This window comes from Phenylobacterium conjunctum, assembly GCF_042679085.1.
Taxonomy (GTDB): Bacteria; Pseudomonadota; Alphaproteobacteria; order Caulobacterales; family Caulobacteraceae; genus Phenylobacterium; species Phenylobacterium conjunctum.
In genome coordinates, this window is sequence record NZ_JBHTLQ010000006.1 from 57,480 (window position 1) to 76,797 (window position 19,318).

24 protein-coding genes and 1 tRNA gene are annotated in these 19,318 nt (G+C 67.7%); 23 read left to right on the forward strand and 2 right to left on the reverse strand.

The features are described from left to right. Position 1: 1 nt before the first annotated feature. The 22 genes from ACFQ27_RS04075 to ACFQ27_RS04180 all read left to right on the forward strand — a co-directional run bounded on the left by ACFQ27_RS04075 (position 2) and on the right by ACFQ27_RS04180 (position 15,875). The gene (locus ACFQ27_RS04075; RefSeq protein ID WP_377352681.1) at positions 2–463 is read left to right on the forward strand and encodes a hypothetical protein; all 462 of its coding nucleotides are present in this window, start codon (positions 2–4) and stop codon (positions 461–463) included. Continuing rightward, positions 447–974 carry a DnaT-like ssDNA-binding protein gene (locus ACFQ27_RS04080; RefSeq protein WP_377352683.1) on the forward strand — a complete coding sequence of 176 codons (528 nt, stop codon included), beginning with the start codon at positions 447–449 and terminating at the stop codon, positions 972–974. Before ACFQ27_RS04075 ends, ACFQ27_RS04080 begins: the two co-directional genes overlap by 17 nt. After that, entirely contained in the window at positions 974–1,396 is a 423-nt protein-coding gene (locus ACFQ27_RS04085; protein ID WP_377352685.1) for a hypothetical protein, read from the forward strand. Before ACFQ27_RS04080 ends, ACFQ27_RS04085 begins: the two co-directional genes overlap by 1 nt. Continuing rightward, on the forward strand, positions 1,396–1,788 hold the full coding sequence (locus ACFQ27_RS04090; protein WP_377352686.1) for a hypothetical protein: 393 nt from the start codon (positions 1,396–1,398) through the stop codon (positions 1,786–1,788). Before ACFQ27_RS04085 ends, ACFQ27_RS04090 begins: the two co-directional genes overlap by 1 nt. Continuing rightward, positions 1,785–2,189: a phage tail terminator-like protein gene (locus ACFQ27_RS04095; protein ID WP_377352688.1), complete on the forward strand. Its 405-nt coding sequence runs from the start codon at positions 1,785–1,787 to the stop codon at positions 2,187–2,189. The genes ACFQ27_RS04090 and ACFQ27_RS04095 overlap by 4 nt, the downstream gene beginning before the upstream one ends. 54 nt (positions 2,190–2,243) lie before the next feature. Continuing rightward, on the forward strand, positions 2,244–3,482 hold the full coding sequence (locus ACFQ27_RS04100; protein WP_377352689.1) for a phage tail tube protein: 1,239 nt from the start codon (positions 2,244–2,246) through the stop codon (positions 3,480–3,482). Between the two features lie 101 nt (positions 3,483–3,583). Beyond that, on the forward strand, positions 3,584–4,009 hold the full coding sequence (locus ACFQ27_RS04105) for a hypothetical protein (RefSeq protein WP_377352691.1): 426 nt from the start codon (positions 3,584–3,586) through the stop codon (positions 4,007–4,009). A 35-nt stretch (positions 4,010–4,044) separates the two neighbouring features. Beyond that, on the forward strand, positions 4,045–4,368 hold the full coding sequence (locus tag ACFQ27_RS04110; RefSeq protein ID WP_377352693.1) for a phage tail assembly chaperone: 324 nt from the start codon (positions 4,045–4,047) through the stop codon (positions 4,366–4,368). A gap of 18 nt (positions 4,369–4,386) precedes the next feature. Further along, positions 4,387–7,785: a phage tail length tape measure family protein gene (locus ACFQ27_RS04115; protein WP_377352694.1), complete on the forward strand. Its 3,399-nt coding sequence runs from the start codon at positions 4,387–4,389 to the stop codon at positions 7,783–7,785. Beyond that, positions 7,785–9,299, forward strand: coding sequence for a hypothetical protein (locus tag ACFQ27_RS04120; RefSeq protein WP_377352696.1), 1,515 nt, complete (start codon positions 7,785–7,787; stop codon positions 9,297–9,299). The genes ACFQ27_RS04115 and ACFQ27_RS04120 overlap by 1 nt, the downstream gene beginning before the upstream one ends. 15 nt (positions 9,300–9,314) lie before the next feature. Next, on the forward strand, positions 9,315–10,166 hold the full coding sequence (locus ACFQ27_RS04125; RefSeq protein ID WP_377352698.1) for a hypothetical protein: 852 nt from the start codon (positions 9,315–9,317) through the stop codon (positions 10,164–10,166). Further along, complete coding sequence (locus tag ACFQ27_RS04130) at positions 10,166–11,104, forward strand: hypothetical protein (protein ID WP_377352700.1); 939 nt, start codon at positions 10,166–10,168, stop codon at positions 11,102–11,104. The genes ACFQ27_RS04125 and ACFQ27_RS04130 overlap by 1 nt, the downstream gene beginning before the upstream one ends. 4 nt (positions 11,105–11,108) lie before the next feature. Continuing rightward, positions 11,109–11,675 carry a hypothetical protein gene (locus ACFQ27_RS04135; RefSeq protein WP_377352702.1) on the forward strand — a complete coding sequence of 189 codons (567 nt, stop codon included), beginning with the start codon at positions 11,109–11,111 and terminating at the stop codon, positions 11,673–11,675. A gap of 9 nt (positions 11,676–11,684) precedes the next feature. Further along, a complete protein-coding gene (locus ACFQ27_RS04140; protein WP_377352704.1) occupies positions 11,685–12,245 on the forward strand; it encodes a hypothetical protein in 561 nt (186 codons plus the stop codon). A gap of 34 nt (positions 12,246–12,279) precedes the next feature. Next, complete coding sequence (locus ACFQ27_RS04145; RefSeq protein ID WP_377352705.1) at positions 12,280–12,804, forward strand: hypothetical protein; 525 nt, start codon at positions 12,280–12,282, stop codon at positions 12,802–12,804. Beyond that, on the forward strand, positions 12,801–13,109 hold the full coding sequence (locus ACFQ27_RS04150) for a hypothetical protein (RefSeq protein ID WP_377352707.1): 309 nt from the start codon (positions 12,801–12,803) through the stop codon (positions 13,107–13,109). Before ACFQ27_RS04145 ends, ACFQ27_RS04150 begins: the two co-directional genes overlap by 4 nt. A 165-nt stretch (positions 13,110–13,274) precedes the next feature. Beyond that, entirely contained in the window at positions 13,275–14,453 is a 1,179-nt protein-coding gene (locus ACFQ27_RS04155; RefSeq protein ID WP_377352710.1) for a hypothetical protein, read from the forward strand. Next, positions 14,450–14,833: a M15 family metallopeptidase gene (locus ACFQ27_RS04160; RefSeq protein ID WP_377352712.1), complete on the forward strand. Its 384-nt coding sequence runs from the start codon at positions 14,450–14,452 to the stop codon at positions 14,831–14,833. Before ACFQ27_RS04155 ends, ACFQ27_RS04160 begins: the two co-directional genes overlap by 4 nt. Positions 14,834–14,930: 97 nt before the next feature. Next, positions 14,931–15,062 (forward strand): hypothetical protein, encoded by a 132-nt coding sequence (locus ACFQ27_RS04165; protein WP_377352714.1) that lies wholly within the window; start codon positions 14,931–14,933, stop codon positions 15,060–15,062. Between the two features lie 9 nt (positions 15,063–15,071). Beyond that, on the forward strand, positions 15,072–15,335 hold the full coding sequence (locus tag ACFQ27_RS04170) for a hypothetical protein (RefSeq protein ID WP_377352716.1): 264 nt from the start codon (positions 15,072–15,074) through the stop codon (positions 15,333–15,335). Beyond that, positions 15,335–15,697: a hypothetical protein gene (locus ACFQ27_RS04175; protein WP_377352717.1), complete on the forward strand. Its 363-nt coding sequence runs from the start codon at positions 15,335–15,337 to the stop codon at positions 15,695–15,697. The genes ACFQ27_RS04170 and ACFQ27_RS04175 overlap by 1 nt, the downstream gene beginning before the upstream one ends. A gap of 34 nt (positions 15,698–15,731) precedes the next feature. After that, the gene (locus ACFQ27_RS04180) at positions 15,732–15,875 is read left to right on the forward strand and encodes a hypothetical protein (RefSeq protein ID WP_377352718.1); all 144 of its coding nucleotides are present in this window, start codon (positions 15,732–15,734) and stop codon (positions 15,873–15,875) included. A gap of 276 nt (positions 15,876–16,151) precedes the next feature. On the opposite strand, the gene ACFQ27_RS04185 is transcribed toward ACFQ27_RS04180, so the two are convergent. Together ACFQ27_RS04185 and ACFQ27_RS04190 are read right to left on the reverse strand one after the other, a co-directional pair. Further along, positions 16,152–16,227, reverse strand: a tRNA-Asn gene (locus ACFQ27_RS04185). A 109-nt stretch (positions 16,228–16,336) separates the two neighbouring features. Then, a complete protein-coding gene (locus ACFQ27_RS04190) occupies positions 16,337–17,377 on the reverse strand; it encodes a DUF7064 domain-containing protein (protein ID WP_377352719.1) in 1,041 nt (346 codons plus the stop codon). 339 nt (positions 17,378–17,716) lie between these two features. Between ACFQ27_RS04190 and ACFQ27_RS04195 the strand changes: the two genes are divergently transcribed. Further along, positions 17,717–19,117, forward strand: coding sequence for a Mur ligase domain-containing protein (locus tag ACFQ27_RS04195; protein ID WP_377352720.1), 1,401 nt, complete (start codon positions 17,717–17,719; stop codon positions 19,115–19,117). Positions 19,118–19,318 lie beyond the last annotated feature (201 nt).

Here is a 19,318-nt window from a genome sequence, read left to right on the forward strand (position 1 = left end):
CTTGAGCTGCGTCCTCTTCGCCCAGGGGGCGCTCTGGGGCGATGGGCGGGCCTGGGGCGGCCGCGGCTGCGCTACGCCGGGCGGGAAGCGCAAGGTGCACCTCCTGCCTGACGGGGCCGCCGTGGGTATCGTCTCCGGTGTCGTCGGCGAGCCCGAGAAGTTCCTGGCGTGGCTCAAGGCCGGCGGAGACCCCGAGGCGTGGAGGGGCGACAAGCCCGACCTTCGCGCCCTCGTGCTGCGTCCCGATGGAACGCTGCTGCTCCACGACGACAGCTTGTGGGCAAGCGGCCCGATTGAGGCCGAGCTCTACGCCATCGGCTCAGGTTCGGACTACGCGCTCGGGGCCATCAGCGCTGGCGCCTCCCCCCTGGAAGCCCTCGCTATAGCCGCCCGCTGGGACGTTAACACCGGCCCGCCCTTCGCCACAGTCAAGCCGGAGAAGCCCGATGGCCCTGATCGTTGAAGACGGCTCGATGGTGGCCGGCGCGGAAAGCTACTGCAGCGTCACCGCGGCCGACACCTACCACTCCGATAGCGGCAACACGGCCTGGGCGGCCCTCGCCACGGCCGCCAAGGAGCAGGCGCTGCGCAAGGCTACCCGCTACATGCTCGGGGCCTACAGGCACCGCTGGGCGGGCACCCGCAAGACCACGACGCAGGCCCTCGACTGGCCGCGCTACATGGTCCCGATCCGCGACACGCCGACCTTCCAAGGCACGAACCTCGCCTATGTCTCGGCGACCATTGTTCCGACCGAGGTCATTCAGGCCTGCGCCGACCTGGCGCTGACCAATGTGACCGGCGGGGCCCTGGCGTCCGACCTGACCTCCCGCGTGCTCCGCGAGAAGGTGGGTGAGATCGAGGTCGAGTATGACCGAGGCTCGCCTCAGTTCACCGTCTATCGCTCCATCGACATGATGCTGCGCCCCTACCTCAAGAGCGGGGGCAACGGCATCGTGGGGCTGACCCGCTGATGGCTGACTATGACCTTCGCGCCCAAGCTCTCGCGGCCCGGCTGCTCGCCCCGAAAGCGGCGGGCGGCAAGGGCCAGCAGATCACGCTCGTGCACCAGTCGGCGGGCACCTATGACCCGGCCACGTCCCAGCTGACGGGCGCCGGCGCCGTGACGCAGATCACCTCAGGCGTGGTGTCCGAGTACAAGGAAAAGAGCCGAGGCGGCCTGCAGCGGATCGACGGCTCCCTGGTGCAGTCTGGCGACCGGAACATTCGGATCTCGCCGGTCACGGTGGACGGCTCGACCCTGGCGCCCGGCCCCCAGCTCGACGACACCGTGACCTTGGCGACCGGCCAGTCCTACACGATCACTCAGGTCTCGATCATCGCTCCGGCCGGCCTGACCCTCTACTATGACTGCAACATCCGCGGGGTGACCTGATGCCCGGCCCGTTCGAGATGGCCCTTCGCCAGTTCGCCGAGCGGGCAGGGGACAACGCCGACAAGGTGGTGCGCCAGGTTGTGCTGGAGATCGGGAGCCGGCTCATCTACCGATCGCCGGTGGACACCGGCCGTTTCCGGGCCAACTGGTTCTATTCGTTCAACGCCCTGAACCACGCCTCCACCGAGGCGACCGGGGCGACAGCGGTCAACGACATCGATCAGGTTCCCGGGCGGGCCGCGATGGGCGTGCACTACATCCAGAACAACTTGCCCTACGCGATGGCGCTGGAGCGGGGGCACTCGCCCCAGGCGCCCGGCGGGCTGGTGGGCATCACCGTCGCTGAGTTCGACGGCATCGTGGATCGAGCGGCGGCGGAGGTGCAGCGATGAGCCTTTTGATCGTCCGCCAGCAGCTTGAGCAAGCCCTCGACGCCATCACGCCCAAGATCGACACCGCCTGGGAGAACGTCTTCTACGTCCCCACCAAGGGCGTGCCGTTCCAGCGCGTGCAGCTGTTCTACGGCGAGCCCGAGAACCCCACGATGGACGGGTTCTATCGCGACGTCGGGTTTCTGCAGTCGACCCTCTACTACCCCCTGCAGTCAGGGCCCGGTGACGCGATCACGCGGGCCCAGCTGCTCCGCACCACCTTCTATCGCGGGCGATCCTTCGTGAGCGGCAAGATCACGACCGTGATCAAGGGCACCGCCCAGCGCCTGCCCTCCATCGTCGAGGACGACCGCTTTCTCGTCCCCGTCCGCGTCCCGTTCTTCGCGAACGTCCTGCCCTAGACCACGGCCCGCCACGGCCGCCTCTCCACCTCCCTGACATGATCGGAGATACCGATGCCCATTGCTGTTGGCGTCCGTAAAACAGTCGCGTTCAAGAAGCAGTCCGCCCTCGGCACGCCGGCCACCGGCGGCGCTGCAACCGGCCAATATCTGCGCCGCGTCGAGTCTGGCCTCGACCTCGGGAAGCAGACCTTCCGCTCCAAGGAAATCCTGCCCTCGCAGCAGCGTCGGGACTTCCGGCATGGCGTCCGCTCGGTGAGCGGCGAGCTCAAGGGCGAGCTTTCGGTCGGCGGCTACCAGTCGTTCTTCGAGAGCCTGCTGCGCCAGAACGTCCAGACCGCCGCCACCACGGGCGCGCTGACCAACGTGACCGCCGCCGTCACCGTGGCGCCGGCCGGCACCTTCACCCGCGCGGCCGGCTCGTTCCTGACGGACGGCTTCAAGATCGGCGACGTGATCAACTGGACCGGCTGGGCCACGACCGGCACGCCGAACAACAACCACTACATGCTGATCACGGCCCTGACCGCGACCGTGATGACCGTCATGCCGCTAGATGGTGTCTCGGTCGGCGCTAAGGCCGCGGGCGATAGCGTCACCTGCGTTCTGGTCGGCAAGAAGACCTGGACGCCGGCCGCCGCCGGCTCCCAGACCCGCGACTACTACACCATCGAGCACTTCTTCAGCGACATCAGCCAGTCCGAACTGTTCACCGACTGTGTGATCGCCGGCGCGAAGCTCGATATCACCCCGAACGACATGGCCGGGGTGGCCTGGAACGTCATGGGCCTGAACATGACGACCAACACCTCCGCCTACTTCACCTCGCCGACCGCGGCATCGACCGGCTCGATCCTGGCGGGCGTGAACGGCCTGATCATGCTGCAGGGCCAGACCGTGGGGCTCGTGACCGGCCTGTCGATCGATATCGAGGGCTCCTTCACCGCCCCCGATGGCGTGGTCGGCAAGAACGTCGCTCCCGACATCTTCCCAGGCGGCCTGGACGTCACCGGCGAGGCCAAGGTCTACTTCCTCGACGGCACCTACCGCGACCTGTTCCTGAACGAGACCGAAGCCTCGATGGCCGTGGTCCTGACGGGGAACAACACCGCGGCTCCGCCCTTCACCGCCTTCGTCATGAGCCGCATCAAGTTCGGCGGCGCCGAGAAGGACGATGGCGAGAAGGGCCTGATGCTGACCCTGCCGTTCACCGCCCTGGAAAACATCAACGGCGGCGCGGCCCTGGCCGACCTGCAAACCACCATCAGCGTGCAGGACAGCCTGTTCACCTAAGCTAGACGCTGATCGGCCCGAAGAAGCGCCGACACAGCCTTACCTCCCCCACCAACTTAACGGGCGGGTCGCACCCGTCCGCCTTTTCAGAAGGCTACCCCATGCCCATCAAGACCGGCATCTCGCTCAAGGCCCTGGACGCCCGCCAGCACTCCGAGACCCCCTTCGTCTTCGAGTACAGCTACCCGGACGGCTCGTCCTCGGGGATCAAGTTCCACGTCATCGGCGCCCAGGCTCGGGCCGCCCAGGAGGTGACGAACCGCCTCGTGAACGAGCGCCGCCGCATGGATCAGGCGAGGGCCGCCACCAGCGGCGCGCGGGGCGAAGAGTTCACGCCTATCGAGCAGGATATCCGCTTCGCCCAGCAACTGGCCGCCTCGCGCCTCGTGGGCTGGGAAGGCATCGACGAGACCTTCACCCCTGACCTCGCCCTGCAGCTTTGCGAGGGCAACCCCGACATTGCCCAGGAGATCCTGAGGCAATCGAACAACCTCGCCAATTTTATGAATCGCTCGTCTCCGAACTGATCGCCTTCGCGAAGTCGGAGTTCGAGCTCGGGGCCGTGGAGAGCGACGGCGCCACGCTCCGCCAGCACCTCGAGGTGGTGGTGAAGCGGTTCGGGATCATCCCGCCCGAGCTCGCCCAGGCGCCCAAGTGCCCCCCGATGGCGGCGCACGTCTGGCGCTACTTCAGCGACCTCAGTCGCGGCCGGCCTGTGACCGAGTTCGGCGAGGGGCGCATAACCCGCCTCGATATCCGCCTCTGGGAAGAAGACGAGGGCCTGATCCTCGAACCCTGGGAACGCCGAGCGATCCTGCTGCTGGACGAGATCTACCTCACCCGCCCGACCAGGGCGCCAGCGGCGCCGACGCCGCCACCCTCATAGCCCGCGAAGGGAGACGAGATGCCCGATATCGCCTCTCTGGTCGTCAAGGTGGACGCGACCCAAGCCCAAGGCGCCAGCGCGGCCCTGGAGCGGGTCGCGGCGGCCGGTGGGCGGGCCGAAGCGCAAGCCGGCCGCCTTGGTAGCTCCAGCGCCCGAGCGGCCTCCAGCCTCGCCGAAATGGGCCAGGCCGTCCGCGAGGCTGACGCTGCCATGAGCGAGATGGTGCGCGAGACCGCACGGGTCGTGCAGGCCCAGACCGAGATCGCCACCGGCTGGGAGGGGGTTGCCGCGGCCTGGCACGAGAACGACTTCGTGCGCGAGTATCAGACCGCGACCGGCGCGCTCGACAAGAGCCGTGGCGCGGCGAAGCTGACCGCGAACGAGATGCTGAACCTCTCGCGCCAGTTCTCCGACATCGGCGTCACCGCAGCGATGGGCATGAACCCGCTCATGATCCTGGTGCAGCAGGGCCCCCAGATCGCCGACACGCTGTCCCTGGCGGCGCAGCGCGGCGTCTCGGCTTCTGAGGCGTTCAAGATCATGGCCGCCGAGGCCTGGGGCGCCGTGGCCCCCATAGCGCCCTTCGTGGCCGGCGCGGCGGCCCTGGCGGCCGTGCTGGGCGGCGGCCTGCTGATCGCGACCCACGAGATCAACAAGGCCAACGGCGACCTCACCAAGGGCCTCGGGCTCACCGAAAAGCAGATGGAGAAGGTCAAGAACAAGGGCGTCACGATGGGTGACGTGCTGAAGGGGACCTTCAAGTACGTCGCCGAGAGCCTGTCCCGCGAGTTCGCGCCGCAACTGGAGTGGATGCACAAGGCCCTGAGCGCGACCTATCAGTTCATGCTCAACGCCACGAAGGCGGCGATCTCCGCCATCGTCGGGGCCTGGGGCGGGGTAGGGGCCGCCATCTCCGCCGCCTTCAAGGGTCAGGACATGGGGGTGGCGTTCGTCGAGGGCTATCAGAAGGCCGTCGCGGGCCTGCCCAAGATGTACGCCGACCTCAGCGCCTCCATCGTCGGCGTGGCGCAGGCCAGGATCAAGGAAGAGGCCGGCACGTCCAAGGCGACCAAGGCGCTCAAGGACCACACGAAGGCGGTCAAGGAAGCCGTCGCGGCCAACGGCAACCTGGTCGATGGGATCGTCGAAGCCGATATGTCCAAGGCCCACTGGATGATCGATGAGATCAAGGTGGCGTCCGTGGATGGCCTGTCCAACATCGCCGCGCAGGCCAGCAAGTCCTGGGGCGAAGCGATGACAAACGACGAGGCGGCGTTCAACGCCAGCCTCGACGGCATGAAGGACAGCTTCAGGAACTTCTTCGAGCAGATCGTGGTCGAGGGGAAGGCCAACTGGAAGTCCCTGCTCGGGTCGCTGCTGAACAACTGGCAGGCCGCCTTCGAGAAGATGCAGACCTCCACCGGGCTCCTGAGCAAGGGCCTCGGCCTGGTGGTCTCGTCCCTCGGCAAGGCCGCCGGGTCCGTCTCCACGTCGGTCGGAACGGCTATCGGCCAGGCCGCGGGCCTGGGCACCGGCAACGGGACGGCCGACATGCTGCTCGGGGTTGGCGGCGCCGCCGTGGGGACGATGTTTGCCGGCACGTCGGCCAACCTCGCCCTGGCTGGAACTGTCGGCACGGCCCTGGGCGCCGGAACTTTGGGCGCTGGTGTCGCCACGCTTCTATCGTCCGCCGCCGTCCTTGGGCCCATCGCAGCTATCGCCGCGCTGGCGGTCGGCACGCTTTTCAAGTCCAAGCCCTCGAACAACGGCGCCCTGGCCACCTTCAACGGTGACACCTTCGATATCTCGGGGAGCAAGCGCACCGACGAGACTACCCAGATGGCCCAGGCCGCGGCCAACGGCATCCTGCAGGGGCAATCCATCCTGCAGGCCGCCGGCATCAAGCTCGCGACCACGGTCAAGTCCATCGATATCGGCACCCGCGACGCTACCGACATCATCCTGTCGGATGGCCGAGCCCTGACTTCGGCCGTGGGCGACGCGGCCGCGGCCGCCGAGACCGCGCTGAAGGGCATCCTGCAAGGCGCGACCTACGCCTCTGACGCCCAGAAGAAGCTGGTCGAGAGCATGCTCGCGGCCGGCAAGGGCTTCGACGCCATCGCTCAAAGCCTGCAGGACTACCAGGCCGCCCAGGGCTTCACGGACAACATCGTGGCCCAGATCAAGGCGATCACCGACCCAAGCGGGGCCGAGCTCGATCAGCTGCTCGCGTCGCAGAAGGCGCAGCGGGACAGCCTGAAGGGTCTGGCGGACGCCGGCTATCTCACGGCCGATCAGTTCGCGGAGGCCTCGAAGCAGCTCGGTATCCTCGAAGGCCTGCAACTGGACAACCTGTTCAAGGGCATGGCCGGCGCCGGCGGCGCGCTTGCGACGAAGGTCGACGAGGCGCGGCAGTCCCTGTCCGACGCCTATGACGCCCAGTCGCAGTCGCTGAAGGACCTGATCGGGCGCTTCTCGGCCCTGTCGGACAGCCTGCGCAAGTTCCGGGCAAGCCTGGACACCAGCGGCCTCGGGGGCCTGTCCCCGGAGGACCGCTATGCCTCCACGAAGTCGGCTTTCGAGGACGTGGCGCGCCGAGCCAAGCTCGGCGACGAGACGGCCCTCGGCCAACTGCAGGACGTCAGCCAGGCCTATCTTGAGGCCTCGAAGGACTACTACGCCTCAACCGAGCCCTACTTCCGCGACCTCGCGGCCGTGAAGGAGGCGCTACAGGGGGCGCAGGACACCGCGGATCGCACCGTCGCCAACGCTGAAGCCCAGTTGACCGAGCTCCAGAAGATGGTGACCGGGCTGCTGGACGTGAAAGCGGCCACGCTGACTGTCGCCGACGCCGTGAAGGCCCTCAACGGGGCTCTCGCGGCCCAGGCGGCGGCGCTTCAGGCGGCGCAGGCGCGGCTGGAGGTTTCAACCTCCACCTCCGCCACGGCGAGCACCTTCAATGGCGCCGGCTACCTGTCGGCGAACCCGGACGTGGCGGCCGCCTATCAGGACTACCTCGCAGGGACCGGCCCGTACTCATGGGCCTATTCGGCGGGCCTGACGGCGGAGCAGTTCGCCAAGGCCCACTACGACATGCAGGGCCAGTCCGAAGGCCGCACCGGCTACGCGACCGGCGCCGTTGTCACCCGACCGATCTCGCTCGGGGATAGCGGCGTCGCGGGCGAAGCCGGGCCCGAGGGCATCCTCCCGCTCGCCAATGTCAACGGCCGGCTGGGGGTGCGCGCCTCGATCAATCAGGGCTCGGATCAGGAGACCAAAGACCTCCTGCGCCAAATCCTGACGGAGATGAGGGCGTCCAACACCCTCGGGAGCGCGGCCGCCAAGCAGACCCTGGACAAGCTGGACGCGCTCGCCGCCAACGGCGAGGCGCAGATTAGGAAGCTCGCGCGGCAATGATGGCCATCGAACTGACGGCGGCCATCGACGCCGCCGGCACCCTCCAGACGTTCTACCTTGCGGACGGCCGGCTCGTGACCGGGTCGGGCGACACGCCCGCGAACGTCGCCTTCGACGACAGCCTGATCGACCCGGGAAGCGTGGGCCTCGCTGCGTTCGGCTACGGCCGCACCAGCGGGGACACGCGACTGGACACCGGCGAGATCGTGATCGCCAACGTGGATGGCGCCTATGACGCCTGGGTCGGCTACGGCTTCGACGGCCGGCCCATCATCATCCGGTCGGGCGACCCCGGCTCGCCGTACCCCGGCGGCTGGACGACCGTGATGGTCGGCACCGCCGAGGCGCCTGAGGCCACCTACAAGCAACTGGTGATCCGGCTCCGCGACCGCCAGTTCGTGCTCGACAAGCCGGCCCTGCAGAACCTGTTCGCCGGCACGAACTCCTTGCCGAATGGCCTGGAGGGGACGCCCACCGACATCAAGGGGAAGCGGAAGCCCAAGGTCTATGGCCTGGTGCGCTCCATCGAGCCGTTCCTGGTGAACACCTCGAAGCTGACCTATCAGGTCTGCGACGGCGCCGTGCAGTCGATCACCGCCTATGATCGGGGCCTCGCCCTCACGCCAGGCTCGGACTACGGGACCAGCGCGCTCCTGCAGGCGGCCACGGTCACGGCCGGGACCTTTGCAACCTGCCTCGCGGAGGGCTACTTCCGCCTCGGCTCGACGCCGGCGGGTCTCGTCACCGCCGACGTCACCCAGGGCGCGAACGCAGCCGCCCGGACGGCTGCGCAGATCGCCAAGGCCATCCTTACCGACGCCGGCCTTGGAGGCCTGATCTCGGCGAGCGACGTCACGGCGATGGACACCGCGAACTCCGCGGTCTGCGGCATCTTCGTCTCGGACGACACGACCATCGCCCAGGCCCTGGATTTCGTCGTGGGCGGCGTCGGCGGCTACTACGGCTATGACCAGACCGGGGCGATCAGGATGGGCATCCTGACGGCCCCCAGCGGCTCGCCGGTGACGACCATCCAGAAGCTGGACATGCTGTCCATCGAGCGCCAGCCGGCCAAGGATGCGGGCATCCCGATCTGGCGGGCGACGATCAATCACTCAAAGCTCGGCCGGGCCCAGCCCACCGACCTCGCCTCATCCGTCACCGCGGCCGAACGGGCGCGGCTGCAGGACACTTGGCGCGCGTCATCGGCCGCCGACGCCAGCATCAAGACGCAGTTTCTGATGGCGGGTGAGATCACGAGGGACAGTCCGCTCACCGACGACACCGCGGCGGCGGCCGAGGCGTCCCGGGTGCTCGCCCTCTACAAGGTGCGCCGGGATATCCTGGAAATCCCGGTCCACATCGACTTCGCCACCCAGAACGGCCTGTGGCTGCTCCAGGTGGTGAACGTGACCATCAGCCGCTTCGGCCTCAACGCCGGGAAGCTGTTCCGCATCATCGGCATCCGCTTCGAGCTCGGCGACCGCCGGGCCGTCCTGACCTTATGGGGGTGAGCCTTGGCGAACGTCATGCTCGGCTACGGCAACCTCATTGACGCCGCCACTCTGGGCGGCGGCTCGTGGGTTGGGACTTTGCCCCTGTCGAACCTGAAGGCGCGTGCGCTGGGCAAGGTCGCCAGGACCACCAACCTGACCTTCGCCAATACGCTGTTCACCGTCGATCACGGCGTCTCGAAGCCGGTGCGGATCGTCGGCCTCGTGAACCACTCGATGCAGCTGTCGGCGCAGTTTCGGGTGGTAGGCGGGAGCGATCCGGGCTTCTCGACGGGCGTGCTGTACGACAGCGGCTGGCTTGACGTCTGGCCGGCGGTTTACACGACCCTCAGCCTGGAGTGGCCCTCGACCAACTTCTGGGGCGGCCGCTACACCGACGCCGAGCGGATCGGGGTCACGCCCACCAGGGGTCTGATCCTGCCCAACACGGTGAGCGCCCGCTACTGGCGGGTCGAGCTCAAGGACGCCGCCAACTCGGACGGCTTCATCCAGATCGGCCGGGTGTTCATGGGCGCGGCCTGGCAGAGTCAGGTGAACGCCCTCTACGGGGCGACGTCCATCGCCTGGGAGACCACGACCGAGATCCAGGCGGCGATCAGCGGCGCCGAGTATTTCGACCGCCGCACCCCCTTTCGGGTCGCCCGGTTCTCGACTGAGTACATGAGCGAGACCGAGGGCATGTCCTACGCCTTCGAGATTCAGCGCCAGATGGGCGTCGACGGCGAGGTGTTCTACGTCCACGACCCTGACGACGTGTCCCATGCCTTGCGCCGGCAATTCCTGGGCCGTCTGCGCGAACTTTCCCCCGTCGAATATCCCTACGTCGGCCTCCTGAAGACCGCTTGGGAAGTGAAGGAGCTGCTCTGATGGCGAGCGTCTATTTCGACCCGGCCGTTGGCGGTGACGGCTCGACCGTCACCGACGACAGCAACGCCTCGACCGGCCTGGACAACGGCGGCCACCGCACCCGCTTCGTGCCGGCGCTCGCTCAGATCGTGGCAATCGCGGCGAACGTGGTCACCAAGGCTGCAGCCGCCGCCGCGTCGGCCGCCAGCGCCCTCGGCGCGCCGGGCACGAACGCCACTTCCACCTCATCGCTTACCATCGGCACGGGCGCGATCTCGCTCACCCTTGCCCAGACCGGCAAGGCGTACTCGGTCGGCCAGTCCGTGGTCATCGCCCGGACCTCGGCGCCCGCCACTACCGCCATGTGGGGCGTGATCACCGCCTTCAACTCCGGCACCGGGGCGATGACGGTTCAGGTGGCGACGGGCCAGACCCTGGGCTCGGGCACCTTCACGGACTGGACGATCAGCCTGACTGCTTCGGGCACGGGCGTGCCCGGCACCCGCCAGATTTCCGCCGCCGGCCTCGCTACTGGCGGCGGCGATTTCACGGCCGACCGCACTATCACGGTGACGGCCGCCGCTCTGGCGGCGGTGAGGACCGGGACCACCAAGACCCAGGTGATGACGCCGGGTGACACCTATGACGCCCTGGCCGAGGTGACGCTGACCGACGCCGCGACCATCGCCGTGGATATGTCGACCTTCGTCAACGCCACCGTCACCCTCGGCGGCAACCGCACCCTGGGCAATCCGACCAACGCGAAGCCTGGTCAGACCGGCCGGATCAGGGTGGTGCAAGATGGCACGGGCGGGCGGACCTTGGCCTTCGGGTCGAACTGGAAGCGCGAGGGTGGCGCGCCCACGGCCAGCACGGCCGCCGGGGTCGAGGACTACATCGACTTCGACGTCGTGAGCTCGACCAAGATCCGCTACAACTTCGCCAAGAACCCGAGCTGATCCAATGCTGATGCGCAACCGCATGCTCTTGGGCGGCTATCGCAAGCCAGTGTTGATGACCACTGGCGCCGGTCCGGGCACGATCACGCCCAACACCGCCGGCTATGCCCTGAGCGGCTTCGCCGACACCTGCTTCGCGTGGCTGGACGCGCCGAAGACGCAAGGCAAGTGGTACTGGGAGGTGGTCAAACAGGGCTCGCACGGGCTGTTCGGGATCGCCGACGACGTGGCCACGTCCGCCAGCTATGGCGGCTATTCCGGCGCCAACGCCGGCATTTACACCACCACGCCGAGCCTGTGGGCCGACGCCGGCTGGACGGGGGCTTCGTGGGGCGGGGGGTGGAGTGGCGCCGCGGTGGCGAACGGCGACGTGCTGGGCTTTGCCCTCGATGTCGATAGCAAGACGCTTCGCATCTACCAGAACAACACCCTTGCGGCGACGCTGAGCTGGACCAGCGGCCCGACCACCCTGTGGCCGCTGATCGCGTTCCAGTTCGGGCCCGCAGCCCAGGTCAATCTCGGCCCCTCCGGCTGCACCTATGCGCCGCCGGCCGGCTACACCCACATCTAGGAGCTCGCCGTGACCACAAAGATCCTTGCGACGCTTGACGCCTCCGGCCTGCCCATCGCCATCCCCCCGGCCGGCCCAGCGACGACCTGGTGGGTCATTGTCGCCGACGAGCAGGAGGTGGCCTGGAGTTTCACTCCAGTGGGCGACCGAGCGCCCTTTGAGGTCAACCATCCGGCTGGGCAGGCCCAGGCCTATGACGCGGAGACCCGAGCGCGGTTCTGCATCCAAGAGGTCGCCATGGCTGATGCGCCGGCTGGCAAGCGAGTGGCGAGCCACGGCCTGACCCTCGAAGACGGCGTGATCGTCGCCCATCCGACCTTCGAGCCGATGCCGCCGACGCCAATCTTGCCGGTCAGTCGGATGCAGGCAAAGCTCGCGCTGAACGCCGCCGGCCTGCTCGAAGATGTGGAGGCGGCCGTCGCCAGCGCCTCGCGCGAGGTTCAGATCTACTGGACCGAGGTGAGCGAGCTCCATCGCGATCATTCGATCCTGATCGAAATGACCGACGCCCTCGGCTGGACGTCTGAACAGGTCGACGACCTGTTCCGCGCCGCCGCGGCGATCCTCTGACGAACTGCCCCACCCACAATCGAAGGAGGCGGCCGTGCCGCATATCCACGCGCTGGCGGTCGCCGCCTGGGCGCTCATTCCCCTGTTCGCTTGGGCCGACCGGACCGTGGGGGGCGCAGGGCGTCGGTCCCTTGCCTTCGGCCTGGTGCTCCTGGCCGGCGTGGTCTTGTGGGCGCTCTCTCGCGACCTCACGCCAGTCTCGATGGCGCTGGTCTGGATCGGCTATCGATCGCTCCCCTGGAAGGTGGGCGGCTCCACCACGCCCCGCGGCCCCGGACAGGTGGCTCGAGCTCTGATGCGCCACGCCTGGCCGGCGGCTATCGCGGCGGTCATGCACTACGCGGGCGCGGCCTCTTCAGCGCTTGTGCTGCACCTTGCCTCTTATGCCTTGGTCGCGACCGGGCTCGCGGTCTTCTACGCGCATAGGGTCGATGTCCTGGCGGCTCGTGGCGAGGCCGAGGACGGTCGGCTGAACGCCTTCATCGAAGGCATCAGGGGAGCGGCCTTCGGCGCGGCACTGGCCTTTGCCCTGAGCGCTTCTCTGGGAGGCGCCGGATGACCTTCGCCAACTGGGCTTCCATGATTGGCGCCGGTGTCGCCCTGTGCGGCCTGGGGCTGCACGTCATCACCTACGCCTTCCGCGAGGGGGCGAAGAACCAGCGCCTCGCCGAGGTGGAGCGCAAGGTCGCCAAGATCGAGACAACGGACGGGGCGCTCCAGTTGCTGGCCCTGGAGGTCAAGCACTTGGGCGAGCGCTTCTCAGAGGTCAGCGCGGACACGTCGAAGAAGTTCGACGAGATCCAGCACTCGATCAAATCCCTCATGATGCGGCCGCCGGCCAGGCGGCGAGCCGGCGAGGACTGAGGTGAGCCGCGAGGCGATCTTCAGGTCGACCGCTGAGTGGCTGCAGCGGGCGTATCACCGCCAACGCGCAGCCTGGGCCGAAGAGACCGGCCGGCCATTTCCCAAGCGTCGGAAGAAGGCGCGGCCGCCGCCGGCGACGATGGACGCAGAGCCGGAGAACGGTTGATGCACTCGCCCCTCAAGATTGACGAAGCCCTGTTCGAGTACGCAACGCCGAGGCAGAGGGAGCTCCTAGAGGCGGTCAATCAGTACGGCGGAGCGAGAGCGGCCTCCGCAGCGTTGGGGGTCAACAAAAACCGCTTCCACCAGTCGCTGAAGGCGGTGAGGAAGCGGGCGGCGCTCCAGGGCTACGCTCCGGACCACGACATGCGCCGCCCCGTGCCGGACGGGTTCAAAGTCAAGGGGGTCTCGACCTTCTACGACCGCGACGGCGCCGTGCGCGGCCAATGGGTCAAGTCCACGGCGGACCATGAGCGCCGGGCCGAGCTGCTTCGAGAGGCCGCCGAGGCGATGGCGGAAGACCTGCCTCGGTTGGACCCGATAGAGCCTCCGGCCCAGACGATGGCGGCGCTCGCCAACCTCTACACCGTGACCGACTATCACCTGGGCATGTACGCCTGGGCGGCTGAGGGCGGGGCAGACTGGAGCCTCGACATCGCCGAAAGGACCCTGCTCGCAGCGTTCGGCCAGATGGTCGCCAGCGCGCCGCGCGCCAGGGTCGGGATCGTCAACATCCAAGGCGACTTCCTGCACACCGACGGCCCGACGCCGGTCACCCCGACGCACGGCCATATCCTCGACGCCTCGGGACGGTTCTCGCAGATGGTCCGGGCGGCGATCCGAGTTATTCGGCGCGTAGTGGACTTGGCTCTGATGCGCCATGAGCGCGTTGATCTCGTCATCGTGGCCGGGAACCATGACCTCTCGTCGGCCATGTGGCTCCGTCACATGTTCAGCGCGCTCTACGAGGCCGAGCCCCGGCTGGTCGTCAATGACAGCGAGATCCCATTCTACGTCGTCCAGCACGGCGAGGTGATGCTGGGTTTCCACCACGGCCACACGGTCAAGAACGACGCCTTGCCCGGCCTGTTCGCGGCGCAGTTCCCGAAGGTCTGGGGCGCGACAACGCGCCGATACGCCCACTGCGGCCACCGCCACCACGCCGAAGAAAAGGAGCACGCCGGCATGACCGTCGTGCAGCACCCAACCCTGGCCGCGCGCGACGCCTATGCGACTTACGGAGGCTGGATCGCAGACCGCGCCGCCCAAGCCATCACCTACCATGAACGGTTCGGCCAGGTCGGCCGGGTCGTCGTCACCCCTGACATGCTGGAGACCGCATGACCTTCGCACTCGGCGCCAAGTCACTCGCCCGCCTTGAGGGCGTCCACCCCGACCTTGTGCGCGTGGTCAAACGCGCCATCGAGATCACGCCCGTCGATTTCACCGTTACCGAGGGCCTGCGGACCGTCGAGCGGCAGCGCGCCCTCGTCGCAGCCGGCGCCTCGCAGACCATGAAGTCACGCCACATCACCGGCCACGCGGTGGACTTGGCCGCCCTGGTCCTGGGCGAGGTCCGGTGGGACTGGCCGCTCTACGCCAAGCTGGCCGGCGCGATGAAGGCCGCGGCGAAGGAACTCGCCATCCCGCTCGAATGGGGCGGGGACTGGAAATCTCTGAAGGACGGGCCGCACTTCCAACTGCCCTGGGCCAACTACCCGTGATGCACGCCCTCGTGACGCTGCGCCTCGGCCCCCGCACCCGCGCCTGGTGCGGCATCTGCCAACGCATCTGGCCGCCGGGCCTGCACTGGATCGGCCCATGCTCGTCTCCGGCCTGATCTTCGTCGCCAAGATGCTCGGGTTCGTCGTGGCCTCGCTCTGCGTCCTGGTGGTGTTCCTGCTCATCGTCGGCAAGCGCGTCATGCGCCGGCTGCTTCACCCTCGCTCATAGGAGGCCGTCATGGCTGAGCCCGAAACTGCCCCGAAACCTCAAATGGCCCTGCCCGAACACCCGATCCGCTCCAACGTGATCTACCAGATGTTCGACCGGCTGTGGCGCCCAGCGCTCGGTTGGGTCGCGTGCCCCATGGCCGTGCTCTATGCGACGGTCCTGGCCCCCGCGACTGGCCACCCCCTGTCGGACGGATACCTGATCCAGGTCCTGACGTTCTCGGGCGCGATCTACGGCCTCAAGACCTTCGAGAAGACCAAGGGCGTCGCCTGATGCCTTTTCTCGCCTCCTGGCGCCTCTGGGCGCTCCTGGCGGCCCTCTTGGCGGCTATTGGGGCCTTCGCCTACGTCCGCCACCTCCAGGCCGAGAATGGCCGCCAGCGAGCCGCCCTGGCCGCCGCGACCCAGCAGGCCGCGAACAACGCCGAAGCCGTGCGCCAGGTGGACCACTACGAGCACACCCAGACCATCATCCGCGAAAGGGCCTCCGATGCTGTCCAAGCCGTCCAAGCCGCTCCCGACGCCTCTGCGCCGCTCCCTGAGGGCCTTCGGGCTGCTTGGGCTTCTGGGATTGCCAGCGTGCGCGGGAACGGCTCCAGCGGCCTCCCTGACGGTCCCGCAGACGTTCCGCGCTGAATGCGCCGGGCCTTCGACTGACGGAGTGCTGACGGTGGGCGACCTCGCGGCCTTCTCGATCCGCCAAGCCGAGGCGTTGAAGCTCTGCGACGCCAAGCGGGCCGGGGTCGTCGCCATCGTGGATGCAGCCGCCCAGAAGCCTCGAACGTGGTGGCCGATCCGCCTGCCGGGGAGCTAGTCGTGTAAACGAAAGCCCCGTCCGCTTAACACGTCCGCCGGACTTGTAAGCGGGGCTTACACGTTCCCAGCGTCGAGCCCACCGGCTCCGCTCCAACCCTTGAGCAATCCTCAAGAGTTCAAGGCCCCCGGCTTCGGCTGGGGGCCTGTTTTCGTTTCAGGCCTCGCCATCCGCCGCCGGCAGATCGGACGGGCCGCTTTGAGGGTTTGGTTTAGGGCTCACCCCCGCCTGGCGAGCCGCAAACCCAAGCGCCGCAACGGATTGGCGCGAAACGAATGGCTCCCCGAGCAGGACTCGAACCTGCGACAAGTCGGTTAACAGCCGACTGCTCTACCAGCTGAGCTATCGGGGAACATCGCTGGAGGCCGGGCGTATAGACTGGCCTCGCCGGTCGCGCAAGCGAGTCGTGGAGACGATCTGCGCTTTCGTGACCGGCCTTAGCAAAATCAACAGCTTGGCTATCAGTAGCCGGCCTGCTTGCCGTTCGGCTTGCCGTCGATGATCTGGTCCAGGTACTCGCTGAGGCCGTAGCCGACGAGGTCGCCGCAGCGGTACTCGGTCATGCCTTCAGTGATGCGGGTCTGGAGTTCGGTTCCATCGGGCGCCGTGCGGCGGTTGCGCAGGGGGATCAGGGACAGGACCTCGCCGGTGACCTGATACTCCTTGCCGCCCTCGGTCTTCACTCGGGCGCGCAGGGCGGTCTGGTAGCCGGCGTCATCCCAGTCGCTCTCGATCACGCATTCCTCGATCAGGTCATAGATCCCGTCGCGGAACACCATGCCGCCCTGGCGGGCGCCGCCCTTTCCGTCGCCGATCACCGACAGCATCATCCCGAAGTCGCGGCCGAAGTTCATCGGGCACCAGCGATACCATTCGATGGCCTGCCAGTGACGCGGGCCCCAGGACTTGTCGCGCAGGCCGTAGCCGGAGATCTCGAAGGTCTCGTCGCCGACGGTGAAGACGCCCTTGGCCGCGCAGTGCTGTTCGTAGTGCGCCTTGGCGAAGGACTTCTCGGGGTCGATCTCGATGGGGCTGCCGTCCGCCTTGACCGTCTCGCCGCCGTACATGGGCGAGACGCCCTCATAGTCGAGGGTCAGGGTGCAGGGGACGGTGGGGTTTTCGCGGAAGGCCTTCTTCGGGTCGGCCATCTCGTGCGGCCGCTCTAGCAGCAGGACCTTGCCGGAATAGGTGACCCGCAGGTGCTTGAAGGGGGTGACCACCTCGACCTTCAGGCCGCCGGCGTTCAGCTCCTTGTTCCCCTCGATGGTGGGGCGGGCGAACATGAAGGCCACCCGGCCGTCCGGCAGATAGAGGCAGACGCTCATCTCGGCGTAGTGCTCATTGGGTCGGTTGCCGACCCGGAACCAGCCGCCCGTCTTCTTCACCGGATCGAAGACGTTGAAGTACATGCTTTCGTTGTAGTTCTTGGCGTCGCCCGGATCGTGCGGATACTCGTCCTGCGGCTCCAGCCGGGTCTTGAACCCCTGTGGCGTCTTGGCCATCGCGAACCTCCCTCTCGAATGTTGGGGGAAGCGTGCGCGCCTTTCCCCTGGGGACGCCAAGGGGTTGCGACCGGGTTTGAGGCGGATCAAATCCAGGGCCGGCGCGGCCGGGCCAAAAAAAAGCCCGGCGGGTGGGCCGGGCTGTTTGAAGTCGGTGATGGTGGGGTGTCTTCAAGGAAGACGCTCACAGACTCGCCCCTGGTGGTTACCTCGGGGTTAACGGCGCCCGTTTAGACTGATTAATCGTCTGCAAAGGCGGAATGTCGCAGGCTTGACCCTGGGCGCGAAGACTTGCATCGCGGTCCGAGCGGCGGACGAATTCTCCAGGGGCGAGGCGAAATGCGCATTCATTTCACGGGCATAGCGGGCGCGGGCATGAGCGCGGTCGCCCTGATGCTGCGTGACGCCGGCCATGAGGTCTCGGGCTCGGACGAGGACGTGTTTCCGCCGATGTCGACCTATGTGGCCGGCCTGGGCTTCCCGGTGGTTTACCGATTCGACCCTGCGAACCTGCCCGATTCGCTGGACATCCTGGTGCTGGGCGCCAGCGCCAAGCTGGGCGGCGAGCAGAACCCGGAGGTGGCTGCGGCCCGCGCCCGGGGCGTCAAGATCACCACCTTCGCCGAGCTGGTGGGGGAGGTGACCGCCGAGCGCCAGAACACCGTGGTGGCCGGATCGTTCGGCAAGTCCACCTGCACCGCCCTGATGGCTCATGTGCTGAAGAGCGCCGGCGTCGACGCCGGCTGGATGATCGGGGCGATCTCGCCGTCGTTGCCGGCCACCGGGCATTGGGGGACCGCGCCCCAGATGGTGCTGGAGGGCGACGAATACATTGTCAGCCTGACCGACCGGCGCTCGAAGATCGACCTCTATAATCCGCGCGACCTCTTGCTGACCTCGCTGATCCACGACCACGTGAACGTGTTTCCGACCTTCGCCGAGTACGAGGCGCCGTTCCTGCGGATGCTGCGGGGCCTGCCCAAGGACGGCCTGGCGGTGATGCGCCATCATCCGGCGATCCAGTCGGTGGCCCATGAGACCGGTGCGCGGGTGGTCTGGTACGACACCGAACCCTGCGACGGCTGGCACGCCCGCGACGTGGTGTTCGGCGAGGTGAGCCGCTTCGCCCTGGTTGGCCCCGGCGGCCGCGAGCTGCCGCTGACCACCCAGCTGCTGGGCGCGCACAACATCGAGAACATCGTCGGCGTCAGCGCCTACCTGCTGGAGCGCGGGCTGGTAGGCGAGGCGGCCTTGGCTGAGGCGATGGCCAGCTTTGGCGGCATCCGTCGCCGCCTGGACCGCGTGACGACGACCTCGAAGGTCCCGCTGATCGAAGGGTTCGGCTCGTCCTATGAGAAGGCGCGCTCAGCCATCGAGGCCATGCGCCTGCACTTCCCCGAGCGGCCGCTGACCGTGGTGTTCGAGCCGCACACCTTCTCCTGGCGCTCCAAGGATGCGCTCAGCTGGTACGATACGGTGTTCGAAGGCGCGGCCCAGGTGCTGGTCATCCCGCCGCCGGAACACGGCGCGGCCAGCCACCACCAGTCGACCTATGAAGAGATCCTGGCCCGCACCGCGGCGACCGGCGTGCCGACCAGGGCGGTGCGGTCGAATGAGGATGCGACTGCGGTTCTGTCAGGTCTGAAGGGCGACGAAGCCGTCCTGCTCCTGTCCTCCGGGCCCTTGCTCGGACTGCCTGACACGCTCCCGGCGGTTATGGACCGGCTGTACGGCGGCTAGGCCCCCCAGTTCCCTTCTCCCCTTGCGGGAGAAGGTGGCCCTGCGGAGCAGGGTCGGATGAGGGGTTTCTCAGACCCCTCCGAGAATACAATTCAGCGACGCGACGGAGAGGGGAGTGCGACCCCTCATCCGTCGGGCTGCCGCCCGACACCTTCTCCCACAAGGGGAGAAGGGACGTGACGTGGTCAGCATTGCGACCCT

Coding starts and splice junctions, on each gene's coding strand:
- ACFQ27_RS04160 (WP_377352712.1), top strand. CDS start 14,450: ATGACCTTCGCACTCGGCGCCAAGTCACTCGCCCGCCTTGAGGGCGTC.
- ACFQ27_RS04135 (WP_377352702.1), top strand. CDS start 11,109: ATGCTGATGCGCAACCGCATGCTCTTGGGCGGCTATCGCAAGCCAGTG.
- ACFQ27_RS04100 (WP_377352689.1), top strand. CDS start 2,244: ATGCCCATTGCTGTTGGCGTCCGTAAAACAGTCGCGTTCAAGAAGCAG.
- ACFQ27_RS04085 (WP_377352685.1), top strand. CDS start 974: ATGGCTGACTATGACCTTCGCGCCCAAGCTCTCGCGGCCCGGCTGCTC.
- ACFQ27_RS04095 (WP_377352688.1), top strand. CDS start 1,785: ATGAGCCTTTTGATCGTCCGCCAGCAGCTTGAGCAAGCCCTCGACGCC.
- ACFQ27_RS04150 (WP_377352707.1), top strand. CDS start 12,801: ATGACCTTCGCCAACTGGGCTTCCATGATTGGCGCCGGTGTCGCCCTG.
- ACFQ27_RS04175 (WP_377352717.1), top strand. CDS start 15,335: ATGCCTTTTCTCGCCTCCTGGCGCCTCTGGGCGCTCCTGGCGGCCCTC.
- ACFQ27_RS04170 (WP_377352716.1), top strand. CDS start 15,072: ATGGCTGAGCCCGAAACTGCCCCGAAACCTCAAATGGCCCTGCCCGAA.
- ACFQ27_RS04155 (WP_377352710.1), top strand. CDS start 13,275: ATGCACTCGCCCCTCAAGATTGACGAAGCCCTGTTCGAGTACGCAACG.
- ACFQ27_RS04080 (WP_377352683.1), top strand. CDS start 447: ATGGCCCTGATCGTTGAAGACGGCTCGATGGTGGCCGGCGCGGAAAGC.
- ACFQ27_RS04195 (WP_377352720.1), top strand. CDS start 17,717: ATGCGCATTCATTTCACGGGCATAGCGGGCGCGGGCATGAGCGCGGTC.
- ACFQ27_RS04125 (WP_377352698.1), top strand. CDS start 9,315: ATGCTCGGCTACGGCAACCTCATTGACGCCGCCACTCTGGGCGGCGGC.
- ACFQ27_RS04165 (WP_377352714.1), top strand. CDS start 14,931: ATGCTCGTCTCCGGCCTGATCTTCGTCGCCAAGATGCTCGGGTTCGTC.
- ACFQ27_RS04105 (WP_377352691.1), top strand. CDS start 3,584: ATGCCCATCAAGACCGGCATCTCGCTCAAGGCCCTGGACGCCCGCCAG.
- ACFQ27_RS04190 (WP_377352719.1), bottom strand. CDS start 17,377: ATGGCCAAGACGCCACAGGGGTTCAAGACCCGGCTGGAGCCGCAGGAC.
- ACFQ27_RS04130 (WP_377352700.1), top strand. CDS start 10,166: ATGGCGAGCGTCTATTTCGACCCGGCCGTTGGCGGTGACGGCTCGACC.
- ACFQ27_RS04090 (WP_377352686.1), top strand. CDS start 1,396: ATGCCCGGCCCGTTCGAGATGGCCCTTCGCCAGTTCGCCGAGCGGGCA.
- ACFQ27_RS04120 (WP_377352696.1), top strand. CDS start 7,785: ATGGCCATCGAACTGACGGCGGCCATCGACGCCGCCGGCACCCTCCAG.
- ACFQ27_RS04115 (WP_377352694.1), top strand. CDS start 4,387: ATGCCCGATATCGCCTCTCTGGTCGTCAAGGTGGACGCGACCCAAGCC.